This is a genomic window from Pseudoduganella violaceinigra DSM 15887 (assembly GCF_000425385.1).
GTDB classification, from domain to species: domain Bacteria; phylum Pseudomonadota; class Gammaproteobacteria; order Burkholderiales; family Burkholderiaceae_D; genus Rugamonas; species Rugamonas violaceinigra.
On the sequence record NZ_KE384361.1, the window covers coordinates 146,927 to 164,819 of the forward strand.

A 17,893-nucleotide genomic window follows, 5' to 3' on the forward strand; every position below is an offset into this window, starting at 1 on the left:
CTACGCCCCCTTCTCCTACATCAGGCCGGTTCGGCCAGAGCTTTCAGCGCCTCCTCGATATTCATGTCTTTGGCCTTGCTGGTCAACTCCTTGGCCAGTTGCTTGCCTGGCGCTGTGCTTGGGCCGGCATCCTTGACCCAGCTTGCTGCACGCTTTACTTCGGCCGGGCTCATGATCGTGCTGCCGTCAATCAGCTTGGCCGCCGCGGCGAAGTCGGCCTTGCGATGGCGGAAGCGCGTTGCCATACGCTTGGCTTCAATATAGGCGAAGTGCGGACGCAGGACAGGATTCGCGATTGCCGCATCGACAGCTGCCATCCCTTCACTGAGGTGGTCGCCGCCGATGGCCAATGCCAGCAGCGTGTCCGGCGTCGACAGCACTTTCAGGGCGGCCTGCGCATGCGCCTGATCGACAGCGGAAGTCACCATCACCGTATTTTCGCCGGTGCACACGCATTCAAGGCCGTGGTTATCCCAACGGGCTTCCACGATGATGCGGTACGCCCCTGGCATCGGGAACAGCGCGCCCTGCCCGCCGCGCAACAGGGTCAGCGAGTGATCGATGGTATCCTGCGCAGCCAGCGGCTCGAGCGGTTTGTCTTCCACGCAAATGACGATTGGCGAGAAGGTGCGGATCGTACCGCAAGGATCGATCACCTTGCCGCGCACAACGCCACTCTTCATGCTCAGCGAGGTCGGTGCCGCGATTGGGGCACTGGTCTGGTTCTGCATGGTGATGTTCACCCGGACCGGCGCGCCAATCGGAACCGCGCAGGAAACCGGCGTCACGAACATGCTCAGTCCCTCCATTTCCAGTTCCATATCGGTTGGGCTGATTGGCGTCGCTCCGTACGCGGTACCGAATGGCAGGCCGCCGGGACGGGTGTAAATGTCCGGCATATGGCGCAGGCGCTTGGCATCGTCCGCGTTATAGGACCATTGGATATTCGCCGGGAACTGCATGCTGCCAGGATTCAGCGAGCGCGATGCGATCACGTCGGTCGTGCACAGGTAGCCGTTGTCCACCGTGTTGTGGTACAGGCCCATTGCATGCCCGATTTCATGCACTGCGGTGCGGAAGTACGGCGCGGCGGCGGTGCCGAAACGCTGACCGGCAACAGTGCCCCACTCCGCGGTATTCGGCATGACCCAGTGCGAGGAGATGGCGCAGCCTTCGCGTGGCACGTTGTTGGAGTCGGTACCGGCGTTGTCGTACATGATGCCGCGTTCCGTCTCGTCCAGGCGGCGCATGACCAGGACGTGGTACCGCCATTCGACGTCCAGGTTGGACGAATCGCGCTTGGCCAGCATGGCTGCATGGGCCTCGCCGTTGGACCAGGAGATGCCGCTTGGTTCCACAACATTCGCATCGCTTTGAATGGCGGTGATGTCCCAGTCGACGCTCTTGCCGACTGCTGCCCAGTCTACCCCGGCACCATTGTTGATCACGGCCTCGGACTGACTGACCCGATCCACTTCGATGGTGGCCTTGCGCAGGTAATCGGAGACCCAGCCCATGGTCAGGCGCCCTATCACCACGTTGGCAGCATTCTTTACGTCGCCCGCCAGGTAGTGGTTCGGTGCCGGATAGCCGGCAGGTGCGGCCTGCCAGGTCATCAGTGCGGTGACAGCTCCTTCATTGACCCAGGTGCCGCCAGTATTCCATGCCCCGGCGTTTTTGACGAAGCGCCACATCTCCAGGCCCAGCGTGAAGCTATTACCGAAGGTGAAGTTCTCCAGAATTTGGGTCACCTTCAGGTAGTAGCGGTAGCGGCCGCGCGAAAGAATGGGAATGCCGCTTGCCGGGTTCGGGCCGGGGAAGAACAGCGGCCGTTGCAGGTCGGCCGGCAGCGCGGACTTCAGCGGCAGGAAGATGACCGGGCGTTGATACAGGTCGCCGCTTGCCGTACGGCCTGCTGCATGCTTCTCCACGCGCATGGTGCCGTCGAACGTCACCAGGTTGCTGCCGCTAGGCGAGTAATTCAGCAGGTAGCAGCCGGGGCGTACGCTCTTCAGCACAGGAAACTGCGGCAGGCCCAGCTCACCGGGGCCAGGGAAATGAGCTTGAATATCGGCAGAAGATTGCGGCGACGGCATTTCAAGTACGTCGGGCAGTGGCGGGAATACTTGGTTCGATTGCATGGCGGAAGCGTTGTTTTGGGCATCCATTGCTGAGCTCCTTGTTTGGACTTCGGATTTGTGGAAGTACATGTAGTCATGCTGGCCACACGCATCAGCGCGGCTGCATGTGCTGCACTTTAGGTGGACGGAGCAATACAGGAATTGGTGCTGGCACCCAATTTTGAAGCCAAGTGTCGCCCAAATTTCAGCTCGATCCTGACGACGTGAGGATCGAGCAGTTCTTCTATGAGGCAGAATAAGTGACGGAATTTGCGCCGCCCAACGCCTTCGGTTACAGTTTCCAAACTCATTCGGGAGAAAGCAGATATGGCGCAAGATCCTCGCATCGCAAAAGGCGCGGCAGGTATGGCAGTCCTTGCAACCCGGAAGCCGACGGTGACCGTGCCGCCATCGGCGCTGATACCGCCGCGTAGCAACCCCATGGTGCGGCAAGGCCCGCTACAGGCGCGCGCAGCACAGCCAGGCATTCATCCGGTCGCTCGCGCTGTTCCCGTCAAGACGCCGGTGGTGCCCCCTCCAGCGAACTCCATGCGCGCAGCACAACGGTCTAGCGTGCCTGGTCTTCGGTCCCTGCAAGCGGGCCAGGTGATTCAACGGCACCGGACGCTGCCGCCGGCAAAAGTCATCGTCAACGCTCCAGCCAAGCGCCCCTGGTTTGGATACCCCTACGCGATTGTCGGCGCGGCCCAGTTCAATGCGCAGGCTGCGCTCCATGGGGTTGGCGGTGGCGATGAGTTCCTGAGCGGCGCCAACGCAGCAACGGCAAACATTGTCCCCCATCCGGGCGGCTTGTCGTTGCGCCTGTCGAACAACGCAGATATGGCGATCGAGGAATCGAACCTCACTGCCCGCCAACCGAAGGAATTCTATGCCACTGCTGCCCTCGTCCAGGCGAGTAACCAGGCCCTGGCGGCGGCACATTCTCCCATCACCTTGCATACAGACGGTACCAGTATCACGATCTGGACCGGCTGGAGCACTCAGAACATCCTGCTTCGGGTCACACCTCAGCTCAATGCCGGCAACCCCAACCTGCTGCCGCAGAATTGCAATGCGGTCGGCGCTAGGGTCGTTGGCGCGGAGACCGAATCGATGCTGGGGCGCGGCCAGCGCGTCGCAGCGCGGACGGCCGCGCGGCTGGCGCCTGCCGCATGGCAAGCGTACAAAGACGCCTACTACGACGAAGAGCAAGAGTTCAACGAAAATGCCCGGGCGGATGCGATTGCGCGGGAATACGTGACAGCGCTACCGAACAGCCGGCGCGCCCTGGCAACAGCAGGCGCCAACCAATATGCAAAGCCGGCTGTGGGCGAGGCGTACATGATTGCCACCATCGGCGGCGGTGCGCCTCAGCCGAATGGGACCTCGCGCGTACGCGATTTCGCAAGCGGCACGGACCGGGACCTTGGCTGGTCCTTCCACTTTGCCGGAGTTGTGGCGCGCAGTGGAACAGACCGCGTCACACTTGAGAATTATGCGCGTGGCGATAATCGCCAGAACGGCGCCGACCCGCGCTGGTATTTCCAGATGTATGGTGAACAGGCAGCTCAGACATTCCATGAAGTCAATGCCTCCAGTCCTAATTACGCCAACCCGGTGACAGTGACCGTCGGCAGGGCAAACGATGCCAAGGCGCTGCACAAGGCGGACTGACCGGGTTCCCGCAAGTCGTCCATTCAGGACGGCAGCGCCACTGAAACCCAGACCCGCCCATCCCTGGTGTAAAACGCGTGGTTGCTGCCAATCGACCAGAGTACCTCGCCGTTCGCGGCCAGATAGGCTGTCGTGGGCACCGTCTCGGCGCCCAAATCGATCAGATCCAGCGTTTCGCCCACCAGCCGGAAAACGCCATCGTGGTTCGATACATAGATCTCACCTAAAAATTCGGCAACGCCCCAAAAATCACGTTCAGTCGCCTGGTGGTCCACAACAGCCCACTTGCCGTGCCGCCCTACGAGCAGCGTGCCGGACATCCCCACAATGACCACTTCGCCAGAGCGCCGCACGCAAATGCCGGTAAGCGCCAGATTCGCCGGACTGTCTTCCTGCTGCCAATGGGCGCCGTCGTAGTGCCAGATTTCTCCATATTGGCCTGCGCAGTATATGTCTTTCGGCCCTGCCCCGCCGATTGCATGGAAACCAAGCGCTCGCTCGCGTTTCTCGCGCGGCACGAAGACTTCCGCGTCGATGCTATGCCAAATTCCATCGCTATCACGCATGTAGACCATACGCGCCATGCCGCAGGCGTAAAGACATCTGCCGATCCAGGCGGCATCGCGCACCAGCACCATCGAGCTCGGCCCGCGGTCGGAGTCGTCGATCAATTCGGTAGCATTGCCGGATGGACCGGCAAGCGTGACTTCGCCGTGCGGACTGAGGAAATACACCGGGGCGTTGATATCGGGCGAAACCACGATCGCGCACACAGCATGATCGAGCAAACGCTGCTTGAATGCTCCGCCTTGATAGCGCAATACCATGCAGTGGTCCGGGCTTTCGTCCGAGTACTCGTCAATGATCGCTGCCAGGAAAGCTTCATCGCCACCTCTGACGGCCGCCCCAGTCAATGTCATATCCATCCGCACTCCTTTCTGTCTTAGGCTACCAGTTATCCACTCCGGTTCGGGCTAGAGCATCCTTGCGCTGCTGTTCTGTCAACGCTTGCCGTTGCTTCGAAGCCTGCAATTGCCGGTCGTCGCCCTTGCCATAGAAGGCGTCGAGCTGCGCATCCAGGCATGCTTCGCTACATCGGTTTCCATTCGCATCCTGGTGCGATTCGCGCGCCATGGCTTTCGCTTCGAGGTAGGAAAAAGTTCCACCCATGAAGAATTTGTCTTCGTACACGCCCCGGGTTCCGTGCCCGATTCCATGCTTCTCCTCATAACGGGAGCGGTTCACACAAGCGGTGGGCGCTCCATGGTAGGCGCCACCGGGCTTGCTGGCGAGATGCTGGAAGTCGGCGACCAGTGTGCCCTTCGGCCTTACCCAGTGGTCTTCGATCAGGTGGTCGCCCGTCTGCTTTCCCTTGCAGCACTTGCTTTTCGCGTCCTTTTTTGCAACCAGGATGCAGGCTTGCCAGTCTTCGCAATCCTTGGTACAGGTATCCTGGGAGCAGCCGGCGCAAGCCGCCGTGGCCTTGGCTGAATCGCCAATACACTGTACGGGATCTCCGAATGCGACAAGGTCCTGATAGACCATTGGCGGTGTCTGACCCGGCTGCGATGCATGGTTATGGGTGGTGAGATCGAGGTGGCGCACCACGTTTTCCCCTTCGATCTTCACGTCCATCGACCACATCGTGAAGTACACCTTTCCCTTGTTTACGTGCGTAACGACGCCTTTCAATGGAGCCGATCCAGCCTCGTCGCCGGTGCTTTGCTTGAAGTAGCTCTTATTCTTCAGCATCACCTCCTGCCCGGAAATCGTGACGCTTTTGGAACCGTCGCTGGTGTCGCTGGCAAGGCCTGTATTGGGATAGGGAACCGGCACGCCGGGCGGTGTAGCAGCCGTTTGTGGCGGGGTATAGCAAACGTCGGGAAATGCGCTGACTGATTTGCCGTCCGCCTGCTTGCACGATACTTCCATATTGTTTGCGTAGACCTGGTTGCTCATGCTGCCTCCCGGTACTGGAGAGTGAGCGATGCCCGCTCGCCGCTGTCATTCCCAAGGTGAACCAGGATGTTCGCGCCCTTGGCATAGCGCTTGGCGCATGCCGCCATCGCATTGGCGATAATGCTGATGCCCGCCGCCGCGCCGATTTCGCCGGTACACTCCGCGGGATGCCAATGATCAAAATCCGCCTTGCGCACGCGGAGGGTCCGCTGCAGCGCTAGCGCCGCCTCCTTGAAGTAGTATTGCTCGCCTGCGTTATCGGTGATCCGGAAATGCATATGCTGCATCGCCAGTCCGGCGTCGGCCAGTGCCGTCTTGACAGCCTGCGACAGGCCGTCGCCGCGCAGAGGTTCGGTGCTATCTATCGACGCCTCTTCCTGGCCAAAGCCGATGCCTGTGCAAAGCAGCTCGCCGGTCTTTCCGGACGGCCTGGCCAGCAGCAGGGCGCCAGCCCCCTCGCCTGGCATGAAGCCATTGGAATTGCTGGCCGTCAGCAGGCGGTTCTTGCGCTGGTAATCTTCGAGGGTGGGCCAGCCAAGCAGGCTGTCCACCGCAACCAGCAGCATCCGGCATGCCGGCTCTTCCTGCATATGCTTGCGTGCCTGTGCCAGTCCGATGGCAACGCCGATGCGGCCATTCGCGATAATTGTGTGGCGCTCTGCGGCCGGGGCGGTTAGCTGCGCCCTGATTTCCTGCAGCAAAAGATCGTCCACGCCGGCCTGGCGGCCGGGACGGCCCTGCTCCGCCACGCATAGCAGCATCGGAATGCCGCCCCATTCCTCGGGCGGCACGTCACGCAGACACTCCTCGATTGCCATAGCAGCCATACGCGCCAATTTCGCGCGGCCGCGCCACGATTCCTGGAGCGGAACCTGGTGCGCCATAATCCAGTTTCCACTTGAATCGGCGAAGCGCGTCTGGCTCGCATTGCTCACTTTGGCCCGAATTGCGGCACAACTAGCTGGAGCGGACAGGCCGACGCTGGTGACCAGGCCTGCATTGCAAATTGCGATAGCTGCTGCGGTCATGGTTCAGGACTCCCTTGCTGTCTGACCGGCAGCATCTGCACCTTGATCGGGAAAATCACCTGCTCGCGTTGCTGCCACCATTCCTTGCCTTTGCGCCCGACCAGCACCTGGGAGATTTCAAAAATACTGCGTTTCAGCGGGCGAGCCAGACGCCACGTCATGCTGAACCGCTCCTGGTCAGGTTCCAATACGATGGTGTCCAGCGTTGCCCGCAAGTCTTCGCGCGCGCCGCCTTTTGCAATGATGTTCACCGGCGCTTCGAAGTCAGGCAGCATGAAGGCGCGGTGGCCGTCCGGAGTCAGGTTTACCAGTGCGACCTCCTGCCCGCTGACAGGCTGCCGCCACTGCTGGTCCTGCGGAGCGCTCTGGTAATAACGTTCATCAAAGTCCGGCGGCAGGAAAGGAAAATGCTCCTCCAGCCAGCGTTGGTCGTAGGTGCCAGCGTAGCGGATGCGCGGATCCCAATTGCGGCCGACTGGGCCAAACGCCATTGGCATGAATGCGCCCTGCGGCGATGTGACGGGACGTTCCAGTTCCTCGGTATTTGGGAGCGGCGCACCGTCGATGCATTCGCTTCCCAAGTTCAGGTGAAATCCCCGCCCGACGGGATTGGGCATGAAAGCAGTATGGCGGGCTGGATCGGCGTCGCTCATATCAATACCGCCAAAGGCAGCCTCATAGCCGATCGGCTGGCTTAAAAAAGCTTCCGGTGCGCTAGCCGTTACCGCGCCGAACCCGCACTGCCAGTGCCGGTTTCCCACAACGGCGAAGGATTTCGCGCGGTCGCCAACGCGCAGACCTACCGGCACGCGGGTGGCCGGTCGTCCTCCCGGAGCATAGGCACTTCCGTGCAGGAGAATGTCGCAACGTTGCTTGCGCAGCGCGAAGTCCGCTTCGTAACGCGGAGCGGAAAGTGCCGGAGCCCCGCACCAGACATCGGCCATGTGCAGGGGCAGCTGCTGATCGTGTAAGCGAACCTCTTCGCCCGGCTTAGGTAAGTGAAACGTGCCTTTGATAACGATCACAAGCCATTCCCGCCCGGAGGGTTCGGTGCCAAGGGTGTAGCCAGTGACCATGCGCGTTGCATTCACGAACTCCATGCATTCCCTTCAGATGAGTTGCACCTTCCATACCTTGCCGCCAACTTGCAAGCCACGTTGCCAGGTCGGCGCCCAAATTTGTTCACCAATTGTACGGCCTTATCGGGCTTCGGTAGTATAGTTGCGTCCCGGAATGCCAACTTGTCCTGAAACTGTAAATGCCCGATACCCTGATCAAGATTAACCGCTGGCCCGTCATTGGCCCGATAGTGCGTGCCCTCGGCCTGCCGCATCCAACCGAGCTGCAGCGTTCATTCGCGCCATACGCAGCACTGCCTTTTCAGGGAAAGGCATTCCTGCTGGCGGCGACGGCAGGCGCCTACGCTTCATCCGAGCTGGAGGCCGCCCTGCGCGGCGCAGGCGCGCACGCAGCGACAGCCGCAATCGACCTATTTGTAATGGACGCTAGCGGGTGCCGGAGCGTGGCCGATTTGCGCGCCGTCTATGCCGCCTTCCAGCCCCGCTTGAAAAGCATTGCGCGCAATGGCCGGGTGCTTCTGGTCGCTCCGTCGCTCTCGGAGGCGATCGGTCCATTGGCCGTATCGGTAGCGCGTGGGCTGCAGGGCTTCATTCGCTCACTGGGCAAGGAACTCGGCCGGCGCGGTGTGACCGCCAATCTGGTCAGCGTAGACCGCGCTGCAGTGGGCCGACTGGACGGCGTCGTGCGCTTCTTCTGCGGCCCCCAATGCGCGTACGTTTCTGGCCAAGCGCTGCACGTGACGGCTTTGGCGATGGCGCCGGACAGCCGGCCTTTGACCCACGTACTTGCCGGAAAAGTAGCCCTGGTCACGGGGGCGGCCCGCGGCATCGGCCTCGCAACGGCAGAACGGCTGGCGCAGGAAGGCGCGAAAGTGGTGCTGCTCGACGTTCCGGCCGCCGCAGAAGAATTGGGCGCGGTCGCCACACGGCTCGGTGGATCGGCGTTGGCATTGGATATAGCAGCGGCGGGAACACCCGCCGCAATTGCCCGATGCGTGCGCGACAGCTTTGGCGGCATCGACATCGTGGTGCATAACGCCGGAATCACGCGTGACCGCTCGTTGGCAAAGATGGAGCAGCGCGAATGGGACCAGGTATTAGAAATCAATCTGGCCGCCATTACGGCAATAGACCAGGCGCTGATGGACGAATCGCTGCTGCGGGAGCATGGCCGCGTGGTGTGCTTGTCATCGATCAGCGGCATTGCCGGCAATTTCGGCCAGACCAATTACGCGACATCGAAGGCAGCCCTGATTGCCTATGTAGCCGCGCAGGCGCCATTGCACGCGGCTGACGGCGTTACTTTCAATGCTGTCGCACCGGGATTCATCGAAACGCCGATGACCAGGAAGGTCCCGTTCCTGACCCGCGAGATAGGCCGGCGCCTCAATTCGCTTTCCCAGGGAGGGCAACCACGGGATGTCGCCGAAATGGTGACTTTCCTGTGCACGCCCGGCGCTTGCGGCATCAGCGGACAAACAATCCGTGTCTGCGGGCAGGGATTGATGGGCGCTTGACGACGCCCCTCATCCGACAGGCAGTGCCGCGGACGAGGAAGGCTATTCCATTGGGCTACCAACCGAAAAGTCTCCCTTGGCCGCCTGCGGCCGTGTCAACGGATTACCTTCAGCGCAGCGCAGTCCGCGCTTGTTCCGTGAATAAGTGTGAGTTTTGTGCACTGTTATCGGATGTACTATCGTTTGCAAGGAAGCCGCTTGATTCACGCCTGATATGTATCTCCTGGAGAATTCGATGGGCCGCTACCGTTCTCTTGCGATTCGACTAGCCAGCGCTGCGGCGCTGGCCGCGCTTTGCTCCTGTGCGTCCGGCCCGCCCAAGCCGGCGGTGATGCAGACCAATGTGACTGTCTCCGGCGATGTCAATCCCGATACCCGCGGCCGCGCTTCTCCTGTTGTGCTGCGCCTGTTTGAGTTGAAAAACCTGGGCGCATTCCAGAGCGCCGATTTCTTCTCCCTGCTTGAACGCGACAAGGAAGCCCTGGGTGGCGAACTGGTGGCCAGGGAGGAATTCACCTTACGCCCAGGCGAAACCAAGCATTTTGACCGCACCTTGCAAGCGGACACGCGCTTCGTCGCCGTGGTCGCCGCCTTCCGTGACCTGGAAAAGTCGTCCTGGCGCGCCTCGCTTCCCGTGCCGGCCGGCCAGTCCATGCCGGTATCGATCAGCCTGAAGTCGCGCGGCGTCTCCATCAGCGCTGAAAAATGAAAACAACTTCTTTCAACCTTACCAGCTCATCTGGATTTAAGGAACATCGATCATGTCGTGGGAAAGCAAAGTCATTTGGTCAGAAGGCATGTTTTTGCAACCACAACATTTTCAGCAACACGAACGCTATCTTGAAAAACTGATCGAGGCGCGGTCCCGTCCGGCGAGGTCGCATAGCTGGGGCTTCCTGACAATGGAGGTCGACGAAGCGGCACTGGCAATGGGGAAAGTCGTACTTGCAACGGGCAGCGGCCTGTTCCCCGACGGCACCCCCTTCGACTTTCCTTCCACCCACTCGGCACCAGCTCCGCTGAATATCCCCGCCAGCGCTCGCGACCAGCTGGTCATGCTGGCAGTGCCCATGCGGCGCAAGGGATGTTCGGAGTCGGATGCGAATTCGGCTGGCGAGGACAAGCTGGCACGCTACCACGTCACCGAATTGGATGTTGCGGACAGCACTTCCAGCAATTCAGCGCCGATCCAGGTTGGGCAGATGCGCCTGAGCCTGCTATTGGAAAGCGAACGCACGGAGGCCTATGCCTGTCTTGGCGTGCTGCGCTTGAGCGAACGTCGTGCGGATAACCGGCTGCTCCTCGACAAGCACTACATTCCGCCATCGCTGGCAATCCGCGACAATGCGGCGCTTGCCGGTTATTGCAATGAAATCCACGGACTGCTGCATCAGCGGGGCGAGGAACTGGCCGCTCAATTGGCGCAGCCGGGCCGGGGTGGCGTGGCGGAGGTGGCAGACTTCATGCTGCTGCAGGCAGTTAACCGGCACGAGCCGGTCTTTGCCCATTACTGCCGTACTGCCCTCTTCCACCCCGAAGAATTGTTTGTCGCTATGCTCTCGCTCGCGGGTGACCTCGCCACCTTCAGCCGCGAAAACCGGCGTCCGCAGAGTCATCCGGCCTACCAGCACGACAACCTGGCGCAGACGTTTGCGCCAATCATGGCCGAACTGCGCAGCGCGCTCAGCATGGTCCTGCATCGCAGCGCCGTTCCGATCGAGCTTCAGGACAGGAAATATGGTGTGCGCCTGGCACAACTGCCGGACCGCGACCTCTTGAAGTCGGCCGGCTTCGTACTCGCCGTCAATGCACAGATGCCATCCGAGACGCTACGCGCGCGCTTTCCCAGCCAAGTCAAGGTGGGACCGGTCGAACGGATCCGCGACCTCGTCAATCTCGCCTTGCCCGGCATTCCCTTGCATTCGATGCCGGTGGCGCCGCGCCAGATTCCCTACCACGCCGGCTTCAATTACTTTGAAATTGAACGTGGCGGTGAATTGTGGGACCAGCTTGAACGTTCCGGCGGATTGGCCATGCATATCGCTGGCGAGTTTCCAGGGCTGGAACTCGAATTTTGGGCCATTAAGGGGTAACCATGAGCCAGGATGATCCATTTGCCACGGCGGACGCGGAACATACCATCGTTCTCCCCACGCCGGGCGGGCGCCAGCGTGCCCAAGCGGCGCCAGCGCCGGTGGCGGTGCCGCCCATTCATGAAAGCGCGGATTTTGGTTTCGTCCAGACGGCGGAAATTTCGGGACTGAATCCCCTGCTGGCCGCCGCCAATCCGCTCCTCAACATTGTGCCGCAACTGCGGGCAACCCTGCATCACCCGGATCCGGCAGCTGCGAAGGAATTCCTCACGCGGCAAATTAGGGAATTCGAACGGCGCGCGAAAGCGGCCGGCATCGCGAATGAAAACATTATCGCGGCGCGCTACGCGCTTTGTACCCTGCTTGATGAGGCAGCGGCATCCACACCTTGGGGCGGTTCCGGCATCTGGGCCAGGGACAGCCTGCTGGTAAGGTTTCATAACGAGGCATGGGGCGGCGAGAAGTTCTTCCAGCTACTGTCCAAACTGGCGGAGGCGCCAGCCGAACACTGCGCACTGCTGGAGCTGATGTACATCTGCCTGTCGCTGGGGCTCGAAGGCCGCTACCGGGTCCTCGACAATGGCAAAGCACAGCTGGATGCCCTGCGTGAACGATTGGCCCTGATGTTGCGGCAACTGCAAGGCGAGTACGAACGCCCGCTTTCGCCTCACTGGGAAGGCGCGCCCGCTGCCGGCCGCGCCATTCTGGCGGCCTTGCCGCTGTGGGTGGCGTTTGGCGCGCTAGGCCTGCTGATGCTGGGGGTCTACGCCACGTTCAGCTTCATCCTGAACCGGAACTCGGATCCCACGTTCACGCAAATCCAGGGCATGCGTGCCGCACCGGCAATGATTGTGGCGCCGTTGCCGCCCGTGCCGCCGCCGGCGGCGAAACCGCGCCTGGCGGGATTCCTGGCGCGGGAGATCGAACTGGGCCTGGTGGCGGTGCGCGACGAACAAGGACGCAGCGTGGTCACCATGCGCGGCGATGGACTGTTTGCGCCCGGCAGCGCCACCGTATCGGCCAATTACATGGACGTATTGGATCGGATTGCGGCGGCACTCAAGGCAGTTCCCGGCTCCGTCGTGGTTGACGGCTACACCGACGACCAGGCAATCAGAACGACCCGTTTCCCGTCAAACTGGCACTTGTCGCAAGAACGGGCCAGCGTCGTGGCGCGCCTGCTGGAGGAAAAGTCCGCGGGCCAGGGCCGCTTCACGGCGGAAGGACATGCCGATGCAAGCCCGATCGCTCCCAATAATACGCCCGCCGGGCGCGCGCGCAACCGCCGCGTGGAAATCGTCCTGACTCCGAAACAAGACGCCCAATAAAGGACCAAGACATGATCAAAAAGCTCCTTTCCTGGATGCTTAACCAATACGTCCTTGCGATCCTCGGGCTGCTTGCCATCGCCCTGCTCATCTGGCTGGTCGGCCCCCTGCTCGGCATCGCCGAGTACCATCCCTTGGAAACCGAGCGTGTTCGCCTTATCCTGATTCTGCTGGTAGTCCTTTTCTATGCAGGAAAGCGGCTATGGACGGTTGTTAAAGCCAGGCGCGCCAACGCGCGCCTGATGGATGGCCTGCTCAAGCAGGCAACGCCTTCGGCGCCAGCGGTGGACAGTGTCGCCGCCGAGGAATTGGCCACACTCGGCAAACGCTTCGAAGATGCCGTGCTCGTGCTGAAGAAGGCGCGCCTCAGCGAGCGCGGGCGCACGTCAGCGCTCGCTATGCTGGCCGACTTGCGCCGCCAATGGGTATATGAATTGCCCTGGTACATACTGATCGGGGCTCCAGGCTCGGGCAAGACAACAGCACTGGTGAATTCGGGCCTGCAGTTCCCGTTGAGCGAACGCTTCGGACAGCCGGCCATACGGGGCATCGGCGGAACGCGTAATTGCGACTGGTGGTTCTCCAATGATGCGGTCCTGCTGGACACCGCCGGTCGCTATACGACGCAAGACAGCAACCAGCAGTCGGACGCCGCGGCTTGGAGCGGCTTCCTGCAATTATTAAAAAAATACCGTGTGCGGCGGCCGATCAATGGCGCGCTGCTAAGCCTGAGCGTGCCCGAACTCCTGGAACAGTCCCCGGCCCAGCGAGCGAACCATATCAATGCGCTGCGCATGCGCCTGCAGGAACTGCACGACGAGCTGAATATCCGCTTTCCGCTGTACATGCTGGTGACCAAGATCGACCTGCTGCCCGGCTTCATGGAGTTTTTCAGCGACATGGGCAAAGAAGAACGCGCGCAGGTTTGGGGCGCAACCTTTGCTTATCGCGAGGCCGCAGGGGACGCCACGCCCGCACCGGACTTCGCCGGCCAATTCGCGGTTCTGGAAGAGCGCATCAATGCGCGCCTGATCGATCGGCTGCAACAGGAGCGCGATCCCCAGCGCCGTGCCGCGCTCTATGTCTTTCCCCAGCAACTTGCCGCTCTCAAGGCGAGCCTGTGCGAATTCGTCGACAACCTCATTTCCGCGTCGCGCTTCACGGCCGAGCCAATGCTGCGCGGGGTCTATTTCACCAGCGGCACGCAAGAAGGCAGCCCGATCGACCGTTTGATGGGTAACCTGGGCCGCGCCCTGCAGCTCGAGCGCAAGGTGCTGGCGCCCAACACTCCCAGCGGCAAGAGCTATTTCATCACGCGCCTGCTCAAGGAGGTGGTGTTCCAGGAAGCCGGACTGGCCGGCACCAACTCGCGATGGGAGCGCCGGCGTGCGCTGTTGCAACTCGGTGCATTGGTACTAGCCGGGCTCATCGCCATCGGCGCCATCACTGCATGGATGATCAGTTTTGCCCGCAATCGTGCCTACGTCGCCGACGTACAAGCGAGGACCGGCGCGGTTTCACGCCAGTTGGACCAACTGGGAGGCGTCGCGAGCACCAATGTAATGGAGCTGCTTCCAGCCATGGGCGCGGTACGCGACCTGGCCCGCGTTTCCAACGCGCCGCCGGGCCAGATCCCCTTCACCATGGGTTTCGGCCTGTACCAGGGCGACAAACTGGGCGCCGCATCCAGGTTGGCGCACCGACGGCTCTTGCATGATGTCTTCCTGCCGCGCCTGGAACTCAGAATCCAGCAGCAACTGCAATCGGATGGACAGGCCAATCCCGAGCTGCTGTACGAGGCGCTGAAAGCGTACATCATGCTGCACGACGGACGCTACTTGGACCCGGCAGCCTTGAAGGCCTTCATTACGGCCGATTGGGAGAGCAGCCTGCCGCGCGATGCGACCCGCACCCAGCGCCAGGAGCTTGAACAGCACCTGGATACCCTGCTGGCGAGCGGCGACGTGCTTGCGCCGAATCCCGCCGACCTCCGTCTTATCGGTTCCACGCGCCAGGCGCTGGCCCAAACGCCCCTGGCCGAACGCATTTACAACCGTATCAAGCGACAGGGTGCTGGCAGCAGCCTGTCTGAATTCACCATTGCCAATGCGGGCGGCCCCACTGCCCTGCTCGTCTTCAGGCGTCACAGCGACCTGCCCCTGACCAGGGGCGTGCCGGGCATCTTTAGCGTGAATGGTTATCGCAAAGTCTTCCTCCAGGAAGCGGTGCGCACCACCGGCCAACTGGCAGACGAGGAGGCCTGGGTATTGGGTCTCCCCGAGAAGGAACGCGGCCTGGCAGCACCGGACAAGAAAGCGAAGCTGGTCAATGAAGTGGGCCGCCTATACTTTGAGGACTATGCAAAGACCTGGGCCAACTTCGTCGACGATATCACCCTGGTCCGCGCAACAAGCCTGCAGCAAAGCATCGAGCTGGCGCGCATCCTGTCCGCACCGGATTCCCCCCTGCCATTGCTGCTGCGCGCCATCGTCAAGGAAGTAACCCTGGTTCAACTGGACGAGGCCGACAAGACTGTGGTCGACAAGGCTGGTGAAAAGATCAAGACCACCCGCGAAGAACTTCTCAAACTGTTTGGCCAGCAGGCGCCCCCTTCCAGCACGGCCGCCAGCCTGGCACTGCCGGAGAATATCGTCGATCGCCAGTTCGATGCGCTGCGCCGCCAGGTTCGCAGCCAGGTGGCAGGGCAGCCGGCGCCGATCGACACCAGCATCGCGCTGATCAACGAACTTTACATGCTGTTGACTGCCACCGATGCGGCACTGAAAAGCGCCAATACGCCTCCTCCCAGCGATGTGCCGAACAAGGTCAAGGCCGAAGGCAGCCGCCAGCCGGAGCCCTTGCGCTCGATCATGCTGACCTTGTCGGCGGGCGGCGCGAGCCAGGCATTGGGCGTTGCGCGCAACAACCTTAGCCAGGCGATGCAGGCTTCAATCGGGGATTTCTGCAATAAAGCCATTGCGGGGCGATATCCGTTCTCCAAAGGCAGCGGGCGCGACGTCACACCGGACGATTTCAGCCGGCTGTTCGCGCCCGGCGGTCTGATGGACGACTTTTTCCAGAAAAACCTGGCCCAATATGTGAATACGGCAACGCGGCCATGGAGTTTCCGCCCGGTGGGCGATGCGTCGATGGGCGCCAGTTCCGCCGCACTGGTGCAGTTCCAGCGCGCCCAGGTCATTCGCGATGTCTTTTTCCGCAGCGGCCCGGCAGTCAGCATGCGCCTGGATCTCAAGCCGATGATGATGGATGCCTCGATTACCCAGTTCATCCTCGATGTGGACGGCCAGCTGGTGAAGTACAGCCACGGGCCGCAAGTGCCGGCGCAGATCCAATGGCCAGGCCCGCGCGGCAGCACCCAGGTGCGGCTGCAGCTGAGCCCCGTCAGCGGTGCCGGCGCTTCGGGCCGGACCTTTGAAGGCGCTTGGGCCCTGTTCCGCCTTTTTGACCAGGTTCAAGTCGACAGTACCGGCCAGCCCGAGAAGTTCCTCGCCACCTTCAACGTGGAAGGGCGTAAAGCGCAGTTTGAGGTCTTGACCAACAGTGTGCGCAATCCCTTCCGGCTGGCGGAACTGGAGCAGTTCCAATGTCCGGGAGCGTTCTGATGCACGCAGCGTCTCCCCCGCTGCCAGGATGGTATGGCAAGATTCCGGCATTGGGAGATTTCGCATCAAGGCGCCTGCCGCCCGGTTTCATCGCCGCATGGGATGCGTGGCTGCAGGAGGGGATGGCGGCCAGCCGCAGCAGCCTTAAGGAGCGCTGGCTGGAAACCTATTTGAACGGCCCGCTCTGGAACTTTGCCCTATTGCCTGGCGTATGCGGGGAATCCGCATGGGCTGGAGTGATGATGCCCAGCGTCGATAAGGTGGGCCGGCACTTCCCCTTGACCTTGGCCGTGGAACTTGCGCCAGTTCCCGAAGTATTGGCATCACTATTGTCAGCGCAACACTGGTTCTGCGGCATGGAACAGCTAGCGCTGGAATGCCTTGATGTGGGGTTCGATCCCGCCGTGCTCGAGGAGCGATTGGCCGGAAGCGCTTTTCCAGTCATTGCGGATGGCTGGGATCGCGATGGCGCACAGCGCATCGACCGCTGGTGGAGCGCTTCAGCAGGCACCGTGTTGAGTCTGGACATTCCATCCAGGGCGGGGCTCTGCGAACTTTTCTGGGAGGCGGGATCGCACCACTATGGACGCACGGGTCGCGGCAAAAGCCTGTGGTGGAGCGAACCTGCTTCAGGTGGCGCAATACAGCTGCTGGCCTTCTCCGGGCTGCCAGCGAAAAACGATTTCGAGGCGTTGTTGGGGGACGCTGGCTGACCGTCAAGCCCCGGCCATGCTGAAGTCCTGGCAAGCCACCAGTACCGCCGAATAGTTGTCCTGCTGCCGGCTTTCCTGCGCCCTCACCGCCACTTCCATCCGGTCCAGCCAGGCATGCGGCGACTCCGCCTCATGCAGCGACCGCTCCATTCCCGGCTCGTCCAGGTGTTCCCAGAAGCCGTCGGTGCAAAGCAGGAAAACATCGCCATCCTTGAGGGGGAACGACGACGGCCCGATGCACGGCCCGAATGCCTTTGCATCGCCCAGCGCCGCCTGCAAGACGCTACGCTGCGGGGAATGACGCAAATCTTCAAGCTGCATGTAGCCGGCATCAACCATGCCTTGCAGGACGCTGTGGTCGCGCGTCTGGAAAGTGATGCGCTGGCCGCGGAAACAATAGAGGCGCGAGTCGCCAACGTGGCCCCACACCGCAGTCCCACGCTCGGAATCGAGCGCCAGTACGACGATAGTCGCGCGCATATCGCCGTATTCGGGCATCTCACGCTGCGCGTCGACGACTGCTGCGTTGGCTGCCTGGATGGCTTGTGCCACACATTCGGCGCTGCACTCAGGACGAAGGCGAAACCATGTCAGTGCGTGTTCGACCGCCAGCCTGGACGCGACGGCGCCCCCCTTATGTCCGCCGGCACCATCGGACAGCACGCAAAAACAGGCGCTCCGGTTCGACCAGCATCCATAAGCGTCTTCGTTGACGGCGCGCCCGCCGGGTTTTGACAGCACCGATATCTTGATGTCCAT

13 protein-coding genes are annotated in these 17,893 nt (G+C 61.7%); 7 read left to right on the forward strand and 6 right to left on the reverse strand.

Annotation, left to right across the window (positions count from 1 at the left end):
* Positions 1-20: 20 nt before the first annotated feature.
* A complete protein-coding gene (locus tag H597_RS0128475; RefSeq protein WP_051294177.1) occupies positions 21-2,168 on the reverse strand; it encodes a hypothetical protein in 2,148 nt (715 codons plus the stop codon).
* Between the two features lie 558 nt (positions 2,169-2,726).
* On the opposite strand from H597_RS0128475, the gene H597_RS0128480 reads away from it, so the two are divergent.
* Positions 2,727-3,794, forward strand: a complete 1,068-nt coding sequence (locus tag H597_RS0128480) for a hypothetical protein (protein WP_028105119.1) — start codon at positions 2,727-2,729, stop codon at positions 3,792-3,794.
* 23 nt (positions 3,795-3,817) lie between these two features.
* On the opposite strand, the gene H597_RS33655 is transcribed toward H597_RS0128480, so the two are convergent.
* Genes H597_RS33655 through H597_RS0128500 form a run of 4 tightly spaced genes read right to left on the reverse strand, consistent with a single transcriptional unit; the run spans position 3,818 to position 7,881 of the window.
* Positions 3,818-4,720, reverse strand: coding sequence for a hypothetical protein (locus H597_RS33655; protein ID WP_051294178.1), 903 nt, complete (start codon positions 4,718-4,720; stop codon positions 3,818-3,820).
* Positions 4,721-4,742: 22 nt separating this feature from the next.
* Positions 4,743-5,753 (reverse strand): DUF4150 domain-containing protein, encoded by a 1,011-nt coding sequence (locus H597_RS34510; RefSeq protein WP_035375429.1) that lies wholly within the window; start codon positions 5,751-5,753, stop codon positions 4,743-4,745.
* Positions 5,750-6,781, reverse strand: a complete 1,032-nt coding sequence (locus H597_RS0128495) for a 3-oxoacyl-ACP synthase (RefSeq protein ID WP_028105120.1) — start codon at positions 6,779-6,781, stop codon at positions 5,750-5,752. Before H597_RS0128495 ends, H597_RS34510 begins: the two co-directional genes overlap by 4 nt.
* Positions 6,778-7,881 carry a DUF2169 family type VI secretion system accessory protein gene (locus tag H597_RS0128500; protein WP_028105121.1) on the reverse strand — a complete coding sequence of 368 codons (1,104 nt, stop codon included), beginning with the start codon at positions 7,879-7,881 and terminating at the stop codon, positions 6,778-6,780. Before H597_RS0128500 ends, H597_RS0128495 begins: the two co-directional genes overlap by 4 nt.
* A gap of 158 nt (positions 7,882-8,039) precedes the next feature.
* Here H597_RS0128500 and H597_RS0128505 point away from each other — a divergent pair, with 158 nt between their 5' ends.
* From H597_RS0128505 to tagF, 6 genes are all read left to right on the forward strand, one after another.
* Positions 8,040-9,377, forward strand: coding sequence for a 3-oxoacyl-ACP reductase (locus H597_RS0128505; protein ID WP_028105122.1), 1,338 nt, complete (start codon positions 8,040-8,042; stop codon positions 9,375-9,377).
* A gap of 235 nt (positions 9,378-9,612) precedes the next feature.
* A complete protein-coding gene (gene tssJ / locus H597_RS32830; RefSeq protein ID WP_035375457.1) occupies positions 9,613-10,086 on the forward strand; it encodes a type VI secretion system lipoprotein TssJ in 474 nt (157 codons plus the stop codon).
* Between the two features lie 52 nt (positions 10,087-10,138).
* Positions 10,139-11,470: a type VI secretion system baseplate subunit TssK gene (gene tssK / locus H597_RS0128515; RefSeq protein WP_028105123.1), complete on the forward strand. Its 1,332-nt coding sequence runs from the start codon at positions 10,139-10,141 to the stop codon at positions 11,468-11,470.
* Positions 11,471-11,472: 2 nt separating this feature from the next.
* Positions 11,473-12,798, forward strand: coding sequence for a DotU family type VI secretion system protein (locus H597_RS0128520; protein WP_028105124.1), 1,326 nt, complete (start codon positions 11,473-11,475; stop codon positions 12,796-12,798).
* Positions 12,799-12,809: 11 nt separating this feature from the next.
* A complete protein-coding gene (gene tssM / locus H597_RS0128525; protein ID WP_028105125.1) occupies positions 12,810-16,421 on the forward strand; it encodes a type VI secretion system membrane subunit TssM in 3,612 nt (1,203 codons plus the stop codon).
* Complete coding sequence (gene tagF, locus H597_RS32835; RefSeq protein WP_035375458.1) at positions 16,421-17,134, forward strand: type VI secretion system-associated protein TagF; 714 nt, start codon at positions 16,421-16,423, stop codon at positions 17,132-17,134. The genes tssM and tagF overlap by 1 nt, the downstream gene beginning before the upstream one ends.
* A 3-nt stretch (positions 17,135-17,137) precedes the next feature.
* Here the strand turns inward: tagF and H597_RS0128535 are convergent, their stop codons facing one another.
* Complete coding sequence (locus H597_RS0128535) at positions 17,138-17,893, reverse strand: PP2C family protein-serine/threonine phosphatase (protein ID WP_028105126.1); 756 nt, start codon at positions 17,891-17,893, stop codon at positions 17,138-17,140.

Excerpts from the sequence above, each read along its gene's own strand:
- H597_RS33655 (WP_051294178.1), bottom strand. The coding sequence starts at position 4,720 with ATGGATATGACATTGACTGGGGCGGCCGTCAGAGGTGGCGATGAAGCT.
- H597_RS0128500 (WP_028105121.1), bottom strand. The coding sequence starts at position 7,881 with ATGGAGTTCGTGAATGCAACGCGCATGGTCACTGGCTACACCCTTGGC.
- H597_RS0128535 (WP_028105126.1), bottom strand. The coding sequence starts at position 17,893 with ATGGACATCAAGATATCGGTGCTGTCAAAACCCGGCGGGCGCGCCGTC.
- tagF (WP_035375458.1), top strand. The coding sequence starts at position 16,421 with ATGCACGCAGCGTCTCCCCCGCTGCCAGGATGGTATGGCAAGATTCCG.
- H597_RS0128475 (WP_051294177.1), bottom strand. The coding sequence starts at position 2,168 with ATGGATGCCCAAAACAACGCTTCCGCCATGCAATCGAACCAAGTATTC.
- tssK (WP_028105123.1), top strand. The coding sequence starts at position 10,139 with ATGTCGTGGGAAAGCAAAGTCATTTGGTCAGAAGGCATGTTTTTGCAA.
- tssM (WP_028105125.1), top strand. The coding sequence starts at position 12,810 with ATGATCAAAAAGCTCCTTTCCTGGATGCTTAACCAATACGTCCTTGCG.
- tssJ (WP_035375457.1), top strand. The coding sequence starts at position 9,613 with ATGGGCCGCTACCGTTCTCTTGCGATTCGACTAGCCAGCGCTGCGGCG.
- H597_RS0128520 (WP_028105124.1), top strand. The coding sequence starts at position 11,473 with ATGAGCCAGGATGATCCATTTGCCACGGCGGACGCGGAACATACCATC.
- H597_RS34510 (WP_035375429.1), bottom strand. The coding sequence starts at position 5,753 with ATGAGCAACCAGGTCTACGCAAACAATATGGAAGTATCGTGCAAGCAG.
- H597_RS0128505 (WP_028105122.1), top strand. The coding sequence starts at position 8,040 with ATGCCCGATACCCTGATCAAGATTAACCGCTGGCCCGTCATTGGCCCG.
- H597_RS0128495 (WP_028105120.1), bottom strand. The coding sequence starts at position 6,781 with ATGACCGCAGCAGCTATCGCAATTTGCAATGCAGGCCTGGTCACCAGC.